Raw genomic sequence first — 17,355 nt, forward strand, 5'->3', positions numbered from 1 at the left:
CGGTAGCTAAGTTCGGAATCGATAACCGCTGAAAGCATCTAAGCGGGAAGCGAGCCCTGAGATGAGTCTTCCCTGGCACTTTAAGTGTCCTAAAGGGTTGTTCGAGACTAGAACGTTGATAGGCAGGGTGTGTAAGCGTTGTGAGGCGTTGAGCTAACCTGTACTAATTGCCCGTGAGGCTTAACCATACAACACCCAAAGGGTTTTGATGGACTCAAAGCAAGAACTTTGAATGTGTATATAGACTTTTAAATCAGTTTTCCAGATTTTTGCCTTCAGTTTTTAATAAAAGCTGAAAGTAAAAGCAGAATTTGCTTGGCGACCATAGCGTTGTGGACCCACCTGACTCCATGCCGAACTCAGAAGTGAAACGCAATAGCGCCGATGGTAGTGTGGGGCTTCCCCATGTGAGAGTAGGACATCGCCAGGCTTTAAATTTGAAAGAGCCCGTTTGAAAAGACGGGCTTTTTTAGTCCTGAAGGACAACCACTATGCTGATATAGCTCAGGTGGTAGAGCGCATCCTTGGTAAGGATGAGGTCCCCAGTTCGAGTCTGGGTATCAGCACCAGTATTTAGAGTCATCTTGCAGAGCAAGGTGAACCCAAGCAAGATTTTGTTTGGCGACCATAGCATTGTGGACCCACCTGATTCCATGCCGAACTCAGAAGTGAAACGCAATAGCGCCGATGGTAGTGTGGGGCTTCCCCATGTGAGAGTAGGACATCGCCAAGCTTTATTTCCACGCCTCAGCATTTGCTGGGGCGTTTTCGTATGTGTTGCTTGTAGATCGTCGCACCGTAGGATATTACCAAGCTTTAATTCCACGTTTCCGCATTTACTATAGTGCTTTGTTACCTATTTCCTTTCGCTACAGTTGTAGTAATGTTTGGATCTATTATTTAATTCCGTCCACCTTCTTCAAACTGCCATCTTTTATCACATCAAAACAGTGTTAGACTCGTTACTATCTTTACCTACTAGCAAGATTACGATGGAACGACATAGTCCCTTTATTATTACAGGCGGGCCAGGGTCTGGTAAGACAACACTGCTTGATGCTTTAGCTGCTCGTGATTGTAAGACGTTTGAAGAAGTACCGAGAAAGCTTATTGAAGAACAGTCGAAACTAGAAAATGGAATACTTCCTTGGAATCAATTAGCTGCTTTTGCTGAACTATGCTTTAAGGATATGATGAATCAAAAGCAGGTAGCGTCGACAAGTGAACAACTGAGCTTTTTGGATCGTGCTATTCCGGATATATGTGCCTACTTAACCTTTGGAAACGAGTCGATTCCGCCAAGAGTAACTGAACAAGCTAAGCTAGGATATCAGGCCCTAGTTTTTACTTGCGAACCTAACACTGATACATACGTTCAAGATGACGTTCGACCTTATCCGTTTGAAGAAGCATTAGAGATTCATCGACAATTGATAGAACAATACCAGTCTCTAGGATACCGCTGTATATCAGTGCCTTTTTTAAAACTAGAGCAACGAGTAGAGTTTGTTTTGGCCGAGTCTTATGCTCATTTGGGCCAGACAGCATAGCAAGGATTAATTAGATGCCAATCAAAAGCCCAGATGTGGTTATTAAGAGACTGTTATTTGTTGGGCAAGAAACCTTAAATTTCTCCCGTTATTTAGCCCAAAGAATGTCTCACGATAGGATTAATGTGAATGCAGGTTATCTTGCTTATATCACTTTACTATCAATCGTCCCTCTTTTGACGGTACTGCTTTCCGTACTGTCCTCATTTCCTGTTTTTTCTAATACAGGAGAAGTGCTTCAAGACTTCATTATTCAGCATTTTGTTCCTGCTGCCGGAGATGCTGTGTACTCTGCGTTAGTCGAGTTTGTATCAAATACCGGTAAAATGACGGCAATAGGTAGTGCTTTCTTATTTATCGCGGCACTCATGTTGATTTCTAATATTGATAAGAATCTCAACTATATTTGGCGAGTCAGAGTTAAACGCCGCATGGTTTTTTCATTTTCCATGTACTGGATGATACTAACCCTTGGACCAATTTTAATCGGCGCAAGTATAGTTGGTACTTCCTATGTGACCTCTTTGAAAGCTCTAGAACATAATATGGTTAGCGGTGCTTTTAGCCTCTTCATCGCATGGTTACCAGCAATAATGGCGTTCTTTGCGTTTATCGGGCTGTACATGTTAGTTCCAAACAAAAAAGTACACTTCAGTCATGCTGTTGTTGGCTCAATAGTCGCTACCTTATTGTTTGAAATAAGCAAAAAGGGGTTTGCTTATTACATCACACAGTTTCCGTCATATCAGCTTATCTATGGTGCTTTAGCGGCGATACCAATCTTATTCCTGTGGATCTATTTGTGTTGGTTTATTGTACTTATCGGTGCGGAGTTCACGGCTGCGATGGGGGAGAAAGAACACTGGCTACCCGATTCGGGCATGTTACAATCTGAAGCTGTGACTGAAATGCGTGATAACAAGGAAACCATAAGTGATAGCACTAATTCAAAGAGTGAGTGAATCGGCGGTAAAAGTAGACGGCGAAGTCGTCGGAGAGATCGGTAAAGGTTTATTAGTGCTACTTGGTGTAGAAAAAGACGACGATGAAGCGAAAGCAAAACGTTTGGTCGAGCGAGTCACGACATACCGTGTTTTTGAAGACGAAGACGGAAAAATGAATCTCAACGTCAAACAAGTCGGTGGTAGTGTTTTAGTCGTATCGCAGTTTACCTTACCTGCGGATACTAAGAAGGGAACAAGAGCTGGGTTTTCGCGAGGGGCTCATCCTACTGATGCAGAGCGTCTGTATGATTACTTTTCAGATCATTGTTCTGAAGTTTTACCGACTGAACGCGGCCGTTTTGCTGCTGATATGAAAGTATCATTAGTCAATGATGGGCCTGTTACCTTCTGGCTACAAGTATAATCGAGTAGAGCATTAGTTTGCATGCGAAAGGATATCTATGTTTAAGCTTATTACTCCTAAAACTGACAACCAGTTAGCTAAGTACTACCAATTTAGATGGCAGATGCTAAGAGAGCCGTGGCGACTACCAGTCGGTTCTGAACGTGATGAATACGATGAAATGAGTCATCACCGTATGATAGTGGATGGTCGAGGAAGACCTATGGCTATCGGACGTTTATACATTACGCCTGATAACGAAGGCCAAATTCGTTATATGGCGGTAAAAAGCAATCGCCGTGATAAAGGGATGGGCTCTCTTGTTTTAGTAGCATTGGAATCATTTGCACGTCAAGAAGGGGTGAAGCGCCTAGTTTGTAATGCCCGCGAAGATGCAATTTCATTCTACGAGAAAAATGGATTCACTAGCCAAGGTGAACTTAATGATCAGAAAGGTCCTGTTCGTCACCTACAAATGGTTAAACAGCTTGACCCTTTGGCTAAAGTATTAAGAAGACCTGAATGGTGTGCTGAGCTGCAAGAGCGTTGGGAGCAACAGATACCAATCAGTGACAAAATGGGTATTAAGATTAACCAATATACTGGTTACCGCTTTGAATGTGGCGCCCAACTAAATCCTAACCTCAATCCACACAATACAATGTTTGCCGGTTCTGCCTTTACTCTTGCGACATTAACAGGATGGGGGATGACATGGCTCTTGATGCGTGAGCGAGGTTTACATGCTGATATCGTGTTGGCAGACAGTAGCATTCGTTATCGTCATCCCGTAGAAATGAGTCCAGTATCGGTGACTTCTCTTGATGGTATCAGTGGCGACTTAGACCGATTGGCAACTGGTAGAAAGGCGCGCATCATCATCAATGTTACGATCTACAGTGGAGATGTGCCTGCCGTCGAGTTTGTTGGTACTTATATGCTGCTACCAAACTATAAAGACACGCTACTTTCCACATAATAATCTTAATCGCAGCAGGTTATGGTTGAACCTGCTGCTTTTTTTGATCTGCACATTCCACTTCTTCAAGCTCGATGTGACCAGTCAACAACTCAACATGATATTGAGAGCCGCACTCGAAGTGCAATGTTAATTGAAGTGAATGTAGTGGGTCCTTTCTCAGGTCGATAGTGCTCTCTGCTTTTCCATTCCACTCTTGGCTCGAGACCTCGAATGCGGCAAGGGTCAGCTGCCCTCTATCTGCACTTAACTTAAATGGCGATAGAGAAACGTTATAAGTATCGGTTTCTTCAGTTGTCATTTGAGTGTTGTAGAAATTGGCTTCAAGAGTGCCTGATAAAGTGTGCTGTAACGATAACTTGTCTGCCGTAAGAGCATTTACTGACAGCGCCACATCGGCTAAGCCGGAAATTTGTATTTGTTTACTGTCAGTTAAGTAATTGAGTAGCTCGACAGGGGCTGAATATGCTTCAGCATCAATTCGTAAAGGCTGACTTGGCGCAGCAAAGTCAAGTTCTGCTGAGGCGCTGATGTATCCTTTGTCATAAGGGATAAACAGCCGGTTGAGTTGCCACTTTCCATCAGTGCTTTTGGTTTCAACGGCCACTTGGTTGGCGATTGTTTTATCGATACTAGCGCTATTGGCTGACGCAATAGCGCTTCCCTGCCAAAAGCCCCAACGATAATCTTTTTTGATAAGTAGATCTTCAGCTTGTAGGTTTAGACCTGTGACTTGCCAATAAGGCTTTCGAGCAAGTTGAATCCATTGACTACGGTTGATATTCAGCGAGTCGATAGAGAGCTGTTTAAGATCGCTGAGATGCAAGTGAGTAAACAGATCCGTTAAAGAGTGATTTTGTTGTTCTTGGTAATACTTGATGCCATCTAAATCGACTTTGTTCAATGCTATTGAATTTGGAGTTAACGTACCTGCTATTTGAATCCGACCTTGTTCAAGGTTGGTATCGAGATCTTTGATGTCGAGTTTATTTGGTGAAAAGCTGAGTTCTAGAGTCGGCTCAATGAAATCAAACTGTTGCCATTGAAGCTTGTCAGCATCGAGCGAGAGATACGCTTGACTTTGTGTCCATATCGAGCGAGTGAGGTCGATGTTTTCTAACGACGCACTAACGTTTTCTGCATGCGCTCCCTGGTAGGTAATATCAGAGTTTAAAAGATCCAAACTGTTAATATGGCCAATCACAGAAGTGAGTGAACTTAACGGTCCTTGGCTGAGTCCTGACAAATCAAATTTTAGCTTGTTGATAGTGGTGTTGACTAAAGACCAATGACCATTCTCAATTTGCGCTTGAGTGGTAACTTGCGCCTTTTTCCACGTGAATGAGGCACCGTAGATTTTCGTGTTGTCGCCAGCAAGGGAACCATCAAGGAGAAGCTCATCAATAGCTTCACCTTGATAGTAGACCTGGGAAGCACGAACTTGAAAGTCTGCTCTAGTACTTTCGATTGATGTACCTACCTCTAGGTTTCTTAGTTGGAGCTGCAGATCATTGATGATCACGTTGTGTCCAGAATAATCCACATGATCGAGAGCGATGTTGTTGATCTGGTAATCAGCTAATGCATTTAGGCTCAGAGTAAGGTTTGATAGATTGGCACCACTAACATACAACTCGTTAATGTGTAGCCACTTAGAAGTCGACGTTGGTAGTGAAAACCACACTGATAGTTTGTTGACACTAATGGAATCGTGCTCAGCCTTTGAAAAGTTGGCATTCGAAAAATCGATTCTATTAGGGTAGTGATAACTTATCGCCTCACTATCCACTTTTATGTTCAATGTTTGCTGCAGAGCATAAGTGATAATTGGTTTGGCATACTGTGTATGCAAGACACCAAAAACGATCAAAACTGAAAGTAAGCCAAGTGCAAGCAATGCTATCCAAAGCGCAATTATCTTTCTTATCACGAATTTATTTTCCTACCTTCCAACATAAACAATAATTTAGCGTGAAAAACACGAAAAAGCCCCTCAAAAAGAGGGGCTAGAGTTAAAAAATTGAACGTTTATCTAACAATTAGTCCAATTGAGGGCCAGCGGCTACCAATGATTTACCTTCTGCATTATCAGTATACTTGTCGAAGTTATTGATAAAGCGTTTCGCTAGATCTTCGGCTTTGCTCTCCCATTGTAGTGGATCTACATAAGTGTCTCTTGGGTCCAAGATAGTTGGGTCAACGCCTGGAAGCGAAGTCGGTACCTCTAGATTGAACACAGGAATAGTCTTCGTTTCTGCTTGTTCAATAGAGCCATCTAGAATCGCATCAATGATACCGCGTGTATCTTGAATCGAGATACGTTTACCACTGCCATTCCAACCAGTATTCACAAGGTAAGCTTCTGCGCCTGCTGCTTCCATACGCTTCACTAGAACCTCTGCGTACTTAGTTGGGTGTAGCGTTAGGAATGCTGCCCCGAAACATGCTGAGAATGTTGGTGTTGGCTCTGTGATACCACGCTCAGTACCTGCTAACTTCGCTGTAAAGCCTGAAAGGAAATGGTACTTAGTTTGCTCAGGTGTCAATTTAGAAACTGGTGGAAGTACACCGAACGCATCTGCTGACAAAAAGATGACTTTGTTCGCATGACCACCTTTCGATACTGGCTTCACGATATTTTCGATATGGTGAAGTGGGTACGAGACACGAGTGTTCTCTGTCTTCGAACCATCATCAAAGTCGATAGAACCATCGTTGCGAACAGTAACATTCTCTAATAGTGCATCTCGACGAATCGCGTTGTAGATGTCTGGCTCAGCTTCTTTCGAAAGGTTGATTGTTTTCGCATAACAACCACCTTCGTAGTTGAATATACCGTCATCATCCCAACCGTGCTCATCGTCACCGATCAGTGCGCGTTTTGGATCGGTTGATAGCGTTGTTTTACCTGTACCTGATAGGCCAAAGAAGACAGCCACATCACCTTCTTCGCCCATATTCGCAGAACAGTGCATGGATGCGATATCTTTTAGAGGAAGGAAGTAGTTCATCATTGCGAACATACCTTTCTTCATCTCACCGCCGTACCAAGTACCGCCGATAAGCTGCATTCTTTCCGTTAGGTTGAATACAGTGAAGTTTTCAGAGTTGAGTCCTTGTTCTTCCCATTTTTGGTTAGTGCACTTAGCACCATTCATGACAACGAAGTCTGGCTCAAACGTAGCGAGCTCTTCTTCTGTTGGACGGATGAACATGTTTTTAACGAAGTGAGCCTGCCAAGCCACTTCTGTGATAATACGAATGCAGAGTCGAGTGTCTGGGTTCGCACCGCAATATCCGTCAATGACGAATAGGCGTTTGTTAGAAAGTTGACCTGTAACGAGTAGTTTGAGGTCATCCCATGCCTCTTTAGACATAGGTTTGTTGTCATTTTTGACTTTATCGGATGTCCACCACATGGTGTCGCGAGTGGTGTCATCATTAACGATAAATTTGTCTTTTGGTGAGCGACCAGTAAAGATACCCGTATCTACAGCGACGGCGCCAAGTTCAGTGACTATGCCTTTTTCGTAGCCCTCTAGACCTTCGCGAGTTTCCTCTTCAAATAACTGTTCGTAGCTTGGGTTGCGTACAATGTCAATTACGCCAGTGATTCCGTACTTGGTAAGATCGATTTGTGCAGCCTTATTAATGTCCATAACGGTCATAGGTGCTCCTTATTGGATTTTTGTAGGGATTTTAAAATTTTTTTGTAATTCGTTATTTATTATTTGTTTTTTATTTTGAACTCCATGCTAGCAACGGCGACCCGAGAAAACAGGGATATAGTTCAAAAATTATTCATCAGTTATTGATGGTTTTAAGTGTTTTGTCACATATTGAAATTAGGCTAATTCTCCCCAAAGCAAACCTTTGCGTTAGATCAAATGTAACACATGATTTACGTCTTTTGTTAGTGCATTTGCATTAATAATTTGCGTATTTGTTAAATAAAACGAACAAAAAAAGCCAGATCACATCTGATCTGGCTTTTATTCATTTTTACACTCTAAAAATTAGTGTACGGTCTTGTTATCCGGTTGGGCATCTGCGTAAAGTGCTTTGATCTCTGGTTCGTCAAAAGCGTAGGTTGAACCACAGTAATCACAGTGTAGGGCAACTTCGCCATCTTGAGCCAAAATGTTAAATATTTCTTCCTGAGCGACAGTGACGATAGCTGCGCCGCTACGTTCACGAGAACAACCGCAGAAAAATTCCACTTCTTTTGGTTCGAATAGCTGTACTTTATCTTGGTTATATAGACGGTAGAGCAATTCATTGGCTTCTAAACCAAATAACTCTTCATCTTTTACAGTATTCGTGAGCTGCTCTAGATGCTCGAAATCTTCTGGAGAGCCGGTACCATCAGGCATAACCTGAAGCAGCATACCTGCCGCATGCTTGTGACCATCAACTTCACCAGTACGGATCCATAAACGAGTCTTCAACTGTTCAGAACGCTCGAAATAGCCCTCTAGCACCTCTGACAAATTGTCACCTTCCAATCCGACAACGCCTTGATAGCGTTCACCTTGATTTGGAGTAATGGTGATAACTAGGTAGCCTTTACCCATCATGTCGTGGATTGAAGCATCATCAGCAATATCACCTTCCCAGCGAGCAACACCACGTAGTTTTTGGTTGTGGTCTCCATTAATTACCGCTAAGGAAACTGGGCCATCACCCTGCAACTGCATGGTAATTGAACCTTCGAACTTCAACGTAGCAGTTAGTAGACTTGTCGCAACAAGCAACTCACCTAGAAGAGTTTGCAGTGGAGCTGGGTATTCTTTGCTGGATAGTATCTCCTGATAGGCGCTATCCAATTGCACGAGCTCTCCGCGCACTGATAGCTCTTCAAAGAGGTAGCGATTTAATGTGTTGTTAGCCATTTAGGAAACTCCAGCTTATTGATGTTTAAACTTAATAATGTCGCGACGCTGTTTTTTGTCAGGTCGACGCTCAGGGCTTGGGTTGTGAGCATTTAGTTTTCTGCGCAACGCGTTATCTTCTCGTTTGGCAATACTCTCTGATGTTTCTGAGTAGAGAGTTTGGGCTTCCGGTGCACCTCTGCGTTGATCTGAAATACGCTCAATAGTCACTGTCTTTTCTTCATTGCCTTGTCTGAGGGCGATGACAGCGCCTAATTCTACAATTTTACTTGGTTTAGAACGTTGTCCATTATAGTGGACTTTGCCACCATCGACCATGTTGCGAGCGATGCTTCTTGTCTTGTAAAAGCGGGCGGCCCACAGCCATTTATCGAGGCGAACGGCTTTTTCTTCGGAACTCATACTGAATCCTGCTATCTAACTCAATATCAGTGCTCTTGTGCTCAATAACCTGACAGTTTTAAGTAATTACTGACAAATTGAGGAGAGCTGCTGATAGGTTTATCATGCTAATATTCCTCTAAATGGAGTTTAGATCTAATTATTTCAACCCCATTCTGCGGATTGCACTACAGTCATAGTAGTTATGCTATAGTCAGATGATTAACCATATAAAAAACGATTGCTGATAATTTAGCAATAACAATTAATTACACAGTCAGTAAATGTTTAGTAGGGCAGGAAGTTAGGAGAGTGAAAGGAATATCCATATCGGCTGCGAGTATCAACACCGCTTCTATATCTTCATTTTTTCGTCGTTGTCTGCAGTATCAATCTCAAATTAGCCTAACGCTTACTCTAACCATGTTAGCGGTGTCCGCTTGGATTGCTGGCGTTTTACTATGGCAATTGTTTCCTCAAACTCATTCTGTTAGTCAATGGGTTGCGCCCGTTGCTGTTAATAACCAAGCGCAAACTCAATCTAATAATTTACACTCTTCCGATATCAACAAAGCCAATATCTTTGGACGGTACAATCGCGAGCAAAAAGTAGTACAGGCGCCAGTGGTGACTGATGCACCTAAAACACGTTTGAATGTGGTTTTAGTCGGCTCGGTAGTAAGTAGTAATCCTAACTTGAGTCTTGCGGTGGTTGCCAATCGTGGCAAGCAAGGAACGTATGGGATTGGAGAACAGATTGAAGGCACGCGAGCGACGGTGAGCGCCGTGATGATTGACCGAATCATTATTTCCAACTCCGGACGTGATGAGACGGTGATGTTAGAAGGCTTGGAATATAAAAAACTTGAGTTGAAGACGGCGCCACAAGTGGCAGCCTCAAATATTGCGGGAAATAACCCTATTGATTCAGAAGAAAAGCTGACAGCGATTCGCAGAACGATTACTCAAGATCCACAACAGATTTTTCAGTATGTCCGACTTTCTCAAGTGAAAAGAGATGGTCAGGTAAAAGGTTACCGAGTCAGTCCTGGACGAGATCCAGAGCTGTTTAACGCCGTAGGACTTCAAAATGGTGATATTGCTGTTGCACTTAATGGTGCCGATCTCACTGATCCTGCTGCTATGGGGAAAATTTATCAGTCTATTTCCGAGCTTACCGAACTCAATCTAACGGTAGAGCGTGACGGGCAACAACATGACATATTCATTCAGTTTTAGTTATGCTTAAGGCATTACAAGGGAGCAACAAGTGAAAAGTTGGCTTAAAACAAGTACCTGGTTATTGATGGGGAGCCTGATGGCTGCGCCAACGGTATCAGCCAATGAATTCAGTGCCAGTTTCAAGGGAACTGACCTACATGAGTTTATCAATATCGTTGGACGCAACCTCGATAAGACCATCATTGTTGATCCGTCAGTGCGCGGTAAAGTCGATGTGCGTAGCTATGATGTTCTAAATGAAGAGCAATATTACAGCTTTTTTCTTAATGTCTTAGAAGTCTATGGTTTCGCTGTCGTAGAGATGGACAATGGCATTTTGAAGGTTATCAAAGCAAAAGATGCCAAGACCTCGGCGATTCCCGTAGTTGGTGATTCCGATAACGTCACAGGAGACAGTGTCGTGACACGTGTGGTCGCGGTGAAGAATGTTTCGGTAAGAGAGCTTTCTCCTTTGTTGCGCCAGCTAAATGATAATGCTGGTGCAGGTAATGTGGTTCATTATGACCCTGCGAACATCATTCTTATTACCGGCCGTGCCGCCGTTGTTAATCGCCTAGCAGATATTATTCGCCGTGTAGACCAAGCAGGCGATAAAGAAGTTGAAGTGGTTGAATTAAAGAACGCTTCGGCCGCTGAAATGGTTCGTATTGTTGATGCTTTAAATAAGACGACGGACGCTAAAAATACCCCAGCACTCTTACAACCTAAGCTGGTGGCGGATGAACGAACTAACTCTATCCTGATTTCTGGTGACCCTAAAGTTCGTGAGCGTCTACGTCGTTTGATTAATCAACTTGATGTTGAGATGGCAACCAAAGGCAACAACCGAGTTCAGTATCTTAAATATGCCAAAGCTGAAGAACTTGTGGATGTCCTAAAAGGGGTGTCTGATAACCTTCAGAAAGAGAAGCAGTCTGGCTCTACCTCAGGCAGTGGAGCAAACCGCTCTGAAGTGATGATCAGTGCGCACCCTGATACCAACGCGCTTGTGATTACTGCTCCGCCAGACATTATGAAAGCCCTGCTTGAGATCATTAAGCAGCTAGACATTCGTCGTGCGCAGGTTCTAATTGAAGCGCTGATTGTTGAGCTTGCCGACGTTGATGGCGCTAACCTTGGCGTGCAATGGGGTAATGCCTCGGCGGGTAGTGTGGTTCAGTTTTCCAATACGGGAGCTTCTATCGGCAATGTTATGGTTGGTATGGAAGAAGCCAAAGACAAGACCACAACAGAAACTCGTTATAGAGCGGATGGAACGCCGTACAACGTTGAAACCAAAACCACAGGTGACTATACCAAGCTTGCTAGCGCACTCAGCGGTGTCCAAGGTGCTGCTGTGGGTATTGCTCTTGGCGATTGGACTGCTCTTATTACAGCAGTTTCCAGTACCTCCAACTCAAACATTCTGTCTTCTCCTAGCATTACTGTTATGGATAACGGCGAAGCGTCGTTTATCGTTGGTGAAGAAGTGCCAGTATTGACCGGTTCGACAGCTGGCTCAAACAACAGCAATCCATTCCAAACGGTTGACCGTAAAGAAGTAGGTATCAAGCTTAAAGTCGTCCCACAGATCAACGAAGGTAACTCGGTTCAGCTTAATATTGAGCAAGAAGTTTCCAATGTTCTTGGTGCTAATGGTGCGGTAGATGTGCGTTTTGCTAAGCGTCAGCTTAACACTTCGGTGATGATCCAAGATGGTCAGATGCTGGTATTGGGTGGTTTGATTGATGAACGTGCCGCTGAAAGTGAGTCGAAAGTTCCTTTCCTCGGGGATATCCCATATCTGGGTCGTTTGTTCACTTCCACCAGTACAACGGTTGAGAAAAAGAACCTCATGGTCTTCATTAAGCCGACGATTATCCGTGATGGCATGACGTCTGATGGTATCACTCAGCGTAAATATAACTACATTCGTGCAGAGCAGTTATTCAAGGCGGATAAAGGCTTGAAGCTGATGGATGACGGCTACATTCCAGTATTACCTGAGTTCAATAATACCACGCGCTACCCATCTGAAATTCAAGCATTCTTTGATCAGGTAGAAGCGAAGTAATTATGGACACTATCCAACAGCGCCCTTTGGTGACTCGCCTGCCGTTTAGCTTTGCTAATCGCTTTAAGGTAGTGTTCGAGTCTCTAGAGTCAGACGCCGTGCTCTACTATGTAGAGCCGCTGGCGTTGAATGCATTGCAAGAAGTTAAGCGAGTGTTTCGTCAGCCTTTTTCCTTACATGCTCTTTCTTCTGAGGAGTTTGATTCAAAGCTTACTCAAGCTTATCAGCGCGACTCGTCTGAGGCTCGTCAGTTAATGGAAGATATTGGTGCTGACAGTGATGACTTTTTCTCTTTAGCAGAGGAGTTGCCACAAGATGAAGATTTGTTGGAGTCGGATGACGATGCGCCGATAATCAAGCTAATCAACGCCATGCTTGGCGAGGCCATCAAAGAAGGCGCCTCGGATATTCATATTGAAACCTTTGAAAAAGTACTGTCGATTCGATTTCGTATTGATGGGGTACTGCGTGATGTGTTGGCGCCAAGTCGTAAGTTGGCACCGCTGTTGGTATCACGTGTCAAAGTTATGGCTAAGCTGGATATTGCGGAGAAGCGAGTTCCCCAAGATGGCCGTATTTCATTGCGTATTGGTGGTAGAGCGGTAGACGTTCGTGTCTCTACGATGCCATCGTCACATGGTGAGCGAGTGGTGATGCGTCTACTAGATAAAAACGCGACGCGTCTAGATTTGCATAGTTTAGGTATGACAGCAGCCAACCATGAAAACTTTAGACACCTGATTAAGAGGCCACATGGCATCATTTTGGTGACCGGTCCAACTGGTTCTGGTAAATCCACGACTCTGTATGCAGGTCTGCAAGAGATCAACAGTAATGAGCGCAACATACTGACCGTTGAAGATCCTATTGAATTTGATATTGATGGTATCGGTCAGACGCAGGTTAACCCCAAAGTAGACATGACCTTTGCTCGAGGCTTGCGTGCCATTCTACGTCAAGACCCCGACGTGGTGATGGTGGGTGAGATTCGAGATCTTGAAACGGCCCAAATTGCTGTTCAAGCCTCATTAACTGGTCACTTGGTGATGTCGACACTGCACACTAATACGGCTGTTGGTGCGATTACGCGAATGCGTGATATGGGCATTGAACCGTTTCTGATTTCCTCTTCTCTACTCGGCGTTCTAGCGCAGCGCTTGGTCCGTACCTTATGTAATGACTGTAAAGCACCTTATGCAGCGGATGGCGCTACTAAGCAGTTATTCGGGCTGGCCGAGCATGAAGAGCTGGTATTACATAAAGCTGTCGGCTGTGAGAAGTGTAACCACAAAGGTTATCGTGGACGTACTGGTATCCACGAACTCTTGATGGTTGATGAAACAGTACAGACCCTTATTCATGATGAAGCAGGCGAGCAGGCGATTGAAAAAGCAGTACGCTCACATACTCCGAGTATACGAGATGACGGTTTCCATAAAGTGAAGCATGGAATTACCTCTCTTGAAGAAGTCATGCGTGTGACCAAGGAAGCGTAAGTGGCAGCGTTTGAATATAAGGCTCTGAATGCCAAAGGAAAGCAAGTAAAAGGGTTAGTTGAGGGAGATAATGCTCGCCAAGCTCGCTTACGCCTGAAAGAGCAAGGCATGATTCCTATCGATATTGTCGAAGCGAAAGGTAAGTCAAGCAAAAGTGCCAATGGTGAAACGTCAAAACCAGCCTTTAAGCGTGGTATCAGTACGCCTGATTTAGCGCTTATTACACGTCAGTTATCGACGCTAGTTCAATCGGGCATGCCGTTAGAAGAGTGTTTAAAAGCGGTTTCAGAGCAATCAGAGAAGCCACGAATTCGCAGTATGCTTGCTGCAATACGCTCTAAAGTCACCGAAGGTTATACCTTGTCAGACAGTTTGGCGGAGTATCCGCATATCTTTGATGAGCTATTTCGTTCCATGGTTGCGGCTGGCGAAAAGTCGGGCCATCTAGACTCTATCCTTGAACGTTTAGCTGATTACGCTGAGAACCGTCAAAAACTTCGTTCCAAACTACAACAAGCAATGATCTACCCAGTGGTGCTGGTGGTGTTTGCCGTCGCCATTGTGGCGTTCCTTCTAGCAGCCGTGGTACCCAAAATCGTCGGTCAGTTTGTCCAAATGGGACAAGAGTTGCCTAAATCGACTCAATTCTTGCTTTCTTCCAGTGACTTTGTGCAGCAATGGGGCATTGTCGTTGTCGCGGTATTTCTGGTGTTGTTTTACCTATTCAAAGCTGCATTGAAAAGACCAGCAATACGAATGAGTTGGGATACCAAGGTGCTTAATCTCCCGTTGATTGGCAAAATAGCACGTGGTCTTAATACCTCTCGCTTTGCTAGAACATTGGCAATCTGTACCTCGAGCGCAATTCCAATTCTTGAAGGCATGAAGGTGTCAGTGGATGTGATGACCAATCATTTTGCTAAGAAGCAGGTTTCTAATGCCGCCGACAATGTACGCGAAGGTGCAAGTCTTCGTAAAGCACTGGAACAAACCAAACTGTTCCCTCCAATGATGCTGCATATGATTGCTAGTGGTGAGCAAAGTGGTGAGCTCGAAAGCATGTTAACGCGTGCCGCTGATAACCAAGATCAGAACTTTGAATCGACCATAAATATTGCTTTGGGAATTTTTACTCCCGCCTTAATCGCATTGATGGCTGGCTTGGTACTATTTATCGTAATGGCGACATTGATGCCAATTTTAGAAATGAACAATTTAATGTCTGGATAATCTAATCAGATAATGAAATCACAACCCTCTGTCTAGAGGCGTTTTCTTTGGAGTGAGAAATGAGAAAAACAAACAGAAAACAGGCTGGCTTTACGTTACTCGAAGTAATGGTGGTTGTCGTTATCTTAGGTATTTTGGCAAGCTTTGTTGTTCCTAACCTATTAGGCAACAAAGAGAAAGCGGATCAACAAAAAGCCATTACCGATATTGTCGCGTTAGAAAATGCGCTTGATATGTACAAGTTAGACAACAGCGTTTATCCAACAACGGATCAAGGTCTGGAAGCGCTAGTGACTAAGCCGGGTAACCCTGAGCCGCGTAATTACCGTGATGGTGGTTATATTCGTCGTTTACCTAGTGACCCGTGGGGCAATGACTATCAATATTTGAGCCCTGGTGACAAAGGCACTATCGACATCTTTACGTTAGGTGCTGATGGTCAAGAGGGTGGTGAAGGCGCAGCAGCCGATATTGGCAACTGGAATATTCAAGACTTTCAGTAATCGGTAATCAGTAGGGCGAGTATTCGCCCTACCTTTTTCAATGGTATGTCATGCGTTCTCTCATACGGCAACATCATCAAGGCTTCACCTTACTGGAAGTGCTCCTAGTATTGGTACTGTTATCCATCAGTGCCGTCGCAGTCATTTCGACCTTACCTCAGCCGCAAGACGAACAAGTGAAACAACAAGCTCAGCGCTTATTCCAAAGGCTTCAGCTCTTCAATGAAGAGGCCATGTTAGCTGGAAAGGACTTCGGAATACGAGTTGATGAAGATAAAAAGCAGTATGTGTTTCTGGAGCTCCAAGCTGACGGTTGGCAAAGAGTGTCATTGAATCAGATTCCTGAAGAAACCACGTTGCCAGAAGAGATGACTGTCAAACTCGATTTAAGCAATGGTGTCTGGGGCAATGATGACCGATTGTTTGAACCTGGTACTTTGTTTGATGAAGATATGTTTGCTGATGTCGAGAAAAAGAAAAAAGCAGAAAAACCGCCGCAAGTTTTTATTCTTTCAAGTGGAGAGATTACGCCGGGAACCTTTGTTTTAGCGCCTGTAAATCGAGCGCTTAAAGCGCAGTCTTGGTATGTACAAATCCAAGATAATGGTTCGTTGCAGCTAATGGACGACAAGGATTGGAATGAAAACAAACGCTAGAGGGATGACCCTACTTGAGGTGTTGATTGCCCTTGCTATCTTTGCAACGGCGGCCATTGCGATCATTCGTTCAGTGAGTCAGCACATCAATACCTTAAACTATCTAGAAGACAAAGCCTTTGCCGCAATGGTGGTGGATAATCAAATGGCCAAGGTTATGCTGGATACGTCTGCGCTTAAAGCCCAAAAAGGGAGCGAGAAATTGGCGGGACGCGAGTGGTTTTGGAGCGTCACTCCCGTAAAAACATCTGATAATTTACTTAAAGCTGTTGATGTGAGTGTGGCACTAGATAAAAAAGCCAGTCCCATCGTGACGGTGAGGAGCTACGTTGATAGGTAAGCGTTCTCAAGGCTTTACACTGATTGAAGTATTAGTGGCTATCGCCATCTTCGCAAGTCTCAGTGTTGCTGCTTATCAAGTGGTTAACCAAGTTCAGCGAAGTAACGAACTCTCGCAGGAGCGCAGTGCTCGTTTGCAAGAAATCCAGCGAGGGTTTGTCTATCTGGATAGTGACTTTAGGCAAATGGCACTTAGGCAGTTTAGACACGAGGGAGAGGCGCCGTTAAATCGGTTGATCTTGTGGCAGCAAAACTTATTGGAGTCTGAAGGAAAAGGGTTACTTTTTACTCGTCTAGGGTGGCTCAATCCGCAAAATCAATTTCCGCGAGGTGAAGTAGCGAAAATTGGCTATCGACTAAAACAGGGCAAACTAGAAAGAGTATGGTGGCGCTACCCTGACACGGCTGTGGGCGAGCCTCCGGTGGTTCTCCCTATCTTTAGCGGTGTCGAAGACTTTGACATGCGTTTTTACAATGGGGAAACGTGGCTTAAAGAGTGGCAAGCAGACTTGTCACTGCCATTAGCTGTGGAGATTAAGCTTACCTTCGAAGATTATGGCGAGATAACCAGGATTTACCTGACTCCTGCAGGTACCATTAACGCGTCATCGGCACCTAATAATGGTGATGGGAATCAAGATGGCAGTGGGAATCAAGGTGGTAATAACCAAGGAGGCAATTCGTGAA

General features: G+C 44.1%; 16 protein-coding genes, 1 tRNA gene and 3 rRNA genes. 16 read left to right on the forward strand and 4 right to left on the reverse strand.

Translation table 11 applies throughout. The features are described from left to right. The 8 genes from MMA19_RS22235 to MMA19_RS22270 all read left to right on the forward strand — a co-directional run. Positions 1-188, forward strand: a 23S ribosomal RNA gene (locus tag MMA19_RS22235); the annotation flags it as partial. A gap of 126 nt (positions 189-314) precedes the next feature. Next, positions 315-430 (forward strand): 5S ribosomal RNA (gene rrf / locus MMA19_RS22240). Between the two features lie 63 nt (positions 431-493). Continuing rightward, positions 494-569 (forward strand) — tRNA-Thr (locus MMA19_RS22245). 48 nt (positions 570-617) lie between these two features. Beyond that, positions 618-733 (forward strand): 5S ribosomal RNA (rrf, locus tag MMA19_RS22250). Between the two features lie 259 nt (positions 734-992). Then, positions 993-1,550: an AAA family ATPase gene (locus MMA19_RS22255; protein WP_124940507.1), complete on the forward strand. Its 558-nt coding sequence runs from the start codon at positions 993-995 to the stop codon at positions 1,548-1,550. Positions 1,551-1,564: 14 nt separating this feature from the next. Beyond that, positions 1,565-2,512, forward strand: coding sequence for a virulence factor BrkB family protein (locus MMA19_RS22260; RefSeq protein ID WP_240207272.1), 948 nt, complete (start codon positions 1,565-1,567; stop codon positions 2,510-2,512). Beyond that, on the forward strand, positions 2,484-2,918 hold the full coding sequence (gene dtd, locus MMA19_RS22265) for a D-aminoacyl-tRNA deacylase (protein ID WP_006073346.1): 435 nt from the start codon (positions 2,484-2,486) through the stop codon (positions 2,916-2,918). The genes MMA19_RS22260 and dtd overlap by 29 nt, the downstream gene beginning before the upstream one ends. Before the next feature lie 37 nt (positions 2,919-2,955). Beyond that, positions 2,956-3,876 carry a bifunctional GNAT family N-acetyltransferase/hotdog fold thioesterase gene (locus MMA19_RS22270; protein WP_006073348.1) on the forward strand — a complete coding sequence of 307 codons (921 nt, stop codon included), beginning with the start codon at positions 2,956-2,958 and terminating at the stop codon, positions 3,874-3,876. A gap of 19 nt (positions 3,877-3,895) precedes the next feature. Here the strand turns inward: MMA19_RS22270 and MMA19_RS22275 are convergent, their stop codons facing one another. The 4 genes from MMA19_RS22275 to hslR form a co-directional block, all read right to left on the reverse strand. Beyond that, the gene (locus MMA19_RS22275; RefSeq protein WP_240207273.1) at positions 3,896-5,806 is read right to left on the reverse strand and encodes an AsmA family protein; all 1,911 of its coding nucleotides are present in this window, start codon (positions 5,804-5,806) and stop codon (positions 3,896-3,898) included. A gap of 109 nt (positions 5,807-5,915) precedes the next feature. Beyond that, positions 5,916-7,544 carry a phosphoenolpyruvate carboxykinase (ATP) gene (pckA, locus tag MMA19_RS22280; protein WP_240207274.1) on the reverse strand — a complete coding sequence of 543 codons (1,629 nt, stop codon included), beginning with the start codon at positions 7,542-7,544 and terminating at the stop codon, positions 5,916-5,918. Between the two features lie 348 nt (positions 7,545-7,892). Further along, entirely contained in the window at positions 7,893-8,768 is an 876-nt protein-coding gene (hslO, locus tag MMA19_RS22285; RefSeq protein WP_240207275.1) for an Hsp33 family molecular chaperone HslO, read from the reverse strand. A 15-nt stretch (positions 8,769-8,783) separates the two neighbouring features. Further along, complete coding sequence (gene hslR, locus MMA19_RS22290) at positions 8,784-9,170, reverse strand: ribosome-associated heat shock protein Hsp15 (RefSeq protein ID WP_006073354.1); 387 nt, start codon at positions 9,168-9,170, stop codon at positions 8,784-8,786. A 360-nt stretch (positions 9,171-9,530) separates the two neighbouring features. On the opposite strand from hslR, the gene gspC reads away from it, so the two are divergent. Genes gspC through gspJ form a run of 8 tightly spaced genes read left to right on the forward strand, consistent with a single transcriptional unit; the run spans position 9,531 to position 17,354 of the window. Then, positions 9,531-10,388 carry a type II secretion system protein GspC gene (gspC, locus tag MMA19_RS22295; RefSeq protein ID WP_240207303.1) on the forward strand — a complete coding sequence of 286 codons (858 nt, stop codon included), beginning with the start codon at positions 9,531-9,533 and terminating at the stop codon, positions 10,386-10,388. 31 nt (positions 10,389-10,419) lie between these two features. Next, positions 10,420-12,444, forward strand: a complete 2,025-nt coding sequence (gene gspD / locus MMA19_RS22300) for a type II secretion system secretin GspD (protein WP_240207276.1) — start codon at positions 10,420-10,422, stop codon at positions 12,442-12,444. 2 nt (positions 12,445-12,446) lie between these two features. Then, positions 12,447-13,940, forward strand: a complete 1,494-nt coding sequence (gene gspE / locus MMA19_RS22305; protein ID WP_038223889.1) for a type II secretion system ATPase GspE — start codon at positions 12,447-12,449, stop codon at positions 13,938-13,940. Then, a complete protein-coding gene (gene gspF / locus MMA19_RS22310) occupies positions 13,941-15,170 on the forward strand; it encodes a type II secretion system inner membrane protein GspF (protein WP_038223887.1) in 1,230 nt (409 codons plus the stop codon). 59 nt (positions 15,171-15,229) lie between these two features. Then, positions 15,230-15,673, forward strand: a complete 444-nt coding sequence (gene gspG, locus MMA19_RS22315; protein WP_240207277.1) for a type II secretion system major pseudopilin GspG — start codon at positions 15,230-15,232, stop codon at positions 15,671-15,673. Positions 15,674-15,723: 50 nt separating this feature from the next. Then, positions 15,724-16,329, forward strand: coding sequence for a type II secretion system minor pseudopilin GspH (gene gspH / locus MMA19_RS22320; protein ID WP_031494721.1), 606 nt, complete (start codon positions 15,724-15,726; stop codon positions 16,327-16,329). Then, positions 16,313-16,669 carry a type II secretion system minor pseudopilin GspI gene (gspI, locus tag MMA19_RS22325; RefSeq protein WP_006073375.1) on the forward strand — a complete coding sequence of 119 codons (357 nt, stop codon included), beginning with the start codon at positions 16,313-16,315 and terminating at the stop codon, positions 16,667-16,669. The genes gspH and gspI overlap by 17 nt, the downstream gene beginning before the upstream one ends. Next, the gene (gene gspJ / locus MMA19_RS22330) at positions 16,659-17,354 is read left to right on the forward strand and encodes a type II secretion system minor pseudopilin GspJ (protein WP_063604260.1); all 696 of its coding nucleotides are present in this window, start codon (positions 16,659-16,661) and stop codon (positions 17,352-17,354) included. The genes gspI and gspJ overlap by 11 nt, the downstream gene beginning before the upstream one ends. The last annotated feature ends 1 nt before the right edge of the window (position 17,355 follow it).

Source organism: Vibrio sp. CyArs1 (genome assembly GCF_022432925.1).
Taxonomy (GTDB): Bacteria; Pseudomonadota; Gammaproteobacteria; order Enterobacterales; family Vibrionaceae; genus Vibrio; species Vibrio mediterranei.

Coding starts and splice junctions, on each gene's coding strand:
- MMA19_RS22255 (WP_124940507.1), top strand. CDS start 993: ATGGAACGACATAGTCCCTTTATTATTACAGGCGGGCCAGGGTCTGGT.
- MMA19_RS22260 (WP_240207272.1), top strand. CDS start 1,565: ATGCCAATCAAAAGCCCAGATGTGGTTATTAAGAGACTGTTATTTGTT.
- MMA19_RS22270 (WP_006073348.1), top strand. CDS start 2,956: ATGTTTAAGCTTATTACTCCTAAAACTGACAACCAGTTAGCTAAGTAC.
- pckA (WP_240207274.1), bottom strand. CDS start 7,544: ATGACCGTTATGGACATTAATAAGGCTGCACAAATCGATCTTACCAAG.
- hslO (WP_240207275.1), bottom strand. CDS start 8,768: ATGGCTAACAACACATTAAATCGCTACCTCTTTGAAGAGCTATCAGTG.
- hslR (WP_006073354.1), bottom strand. CDS start 9,170: ATGAGTTCCGAAGAAAAAGCCGTTCGCCTCGATAAATGGCTGTGGGCC.
- gspE (WP_038223889.1), top strand. CDS start 12,447: ATGGACACTATCCAACAGCGCCCTTTGGTGACTCGCCTGCCGTTTAGC.
- gspG (WP_240207277.1), top strand. CDS start 15,230: ATGAGAAAAACAAACAGAAAACAGGCTGGCTTTACGTTACTCGAAGTA.
- gspH (WP_031494721.1), top strand. CDS start 15,724: ATGCGTTCTCTCATACGGCAACATCATCAAGGCTTCACCTTACTGGAA.
- gspI (WP_006073375.1), top strand. CDS start 16,313: ATGAAAACAAACGCTAGAGGGATGACCCTACTTGAGGTGTTGATTGCC.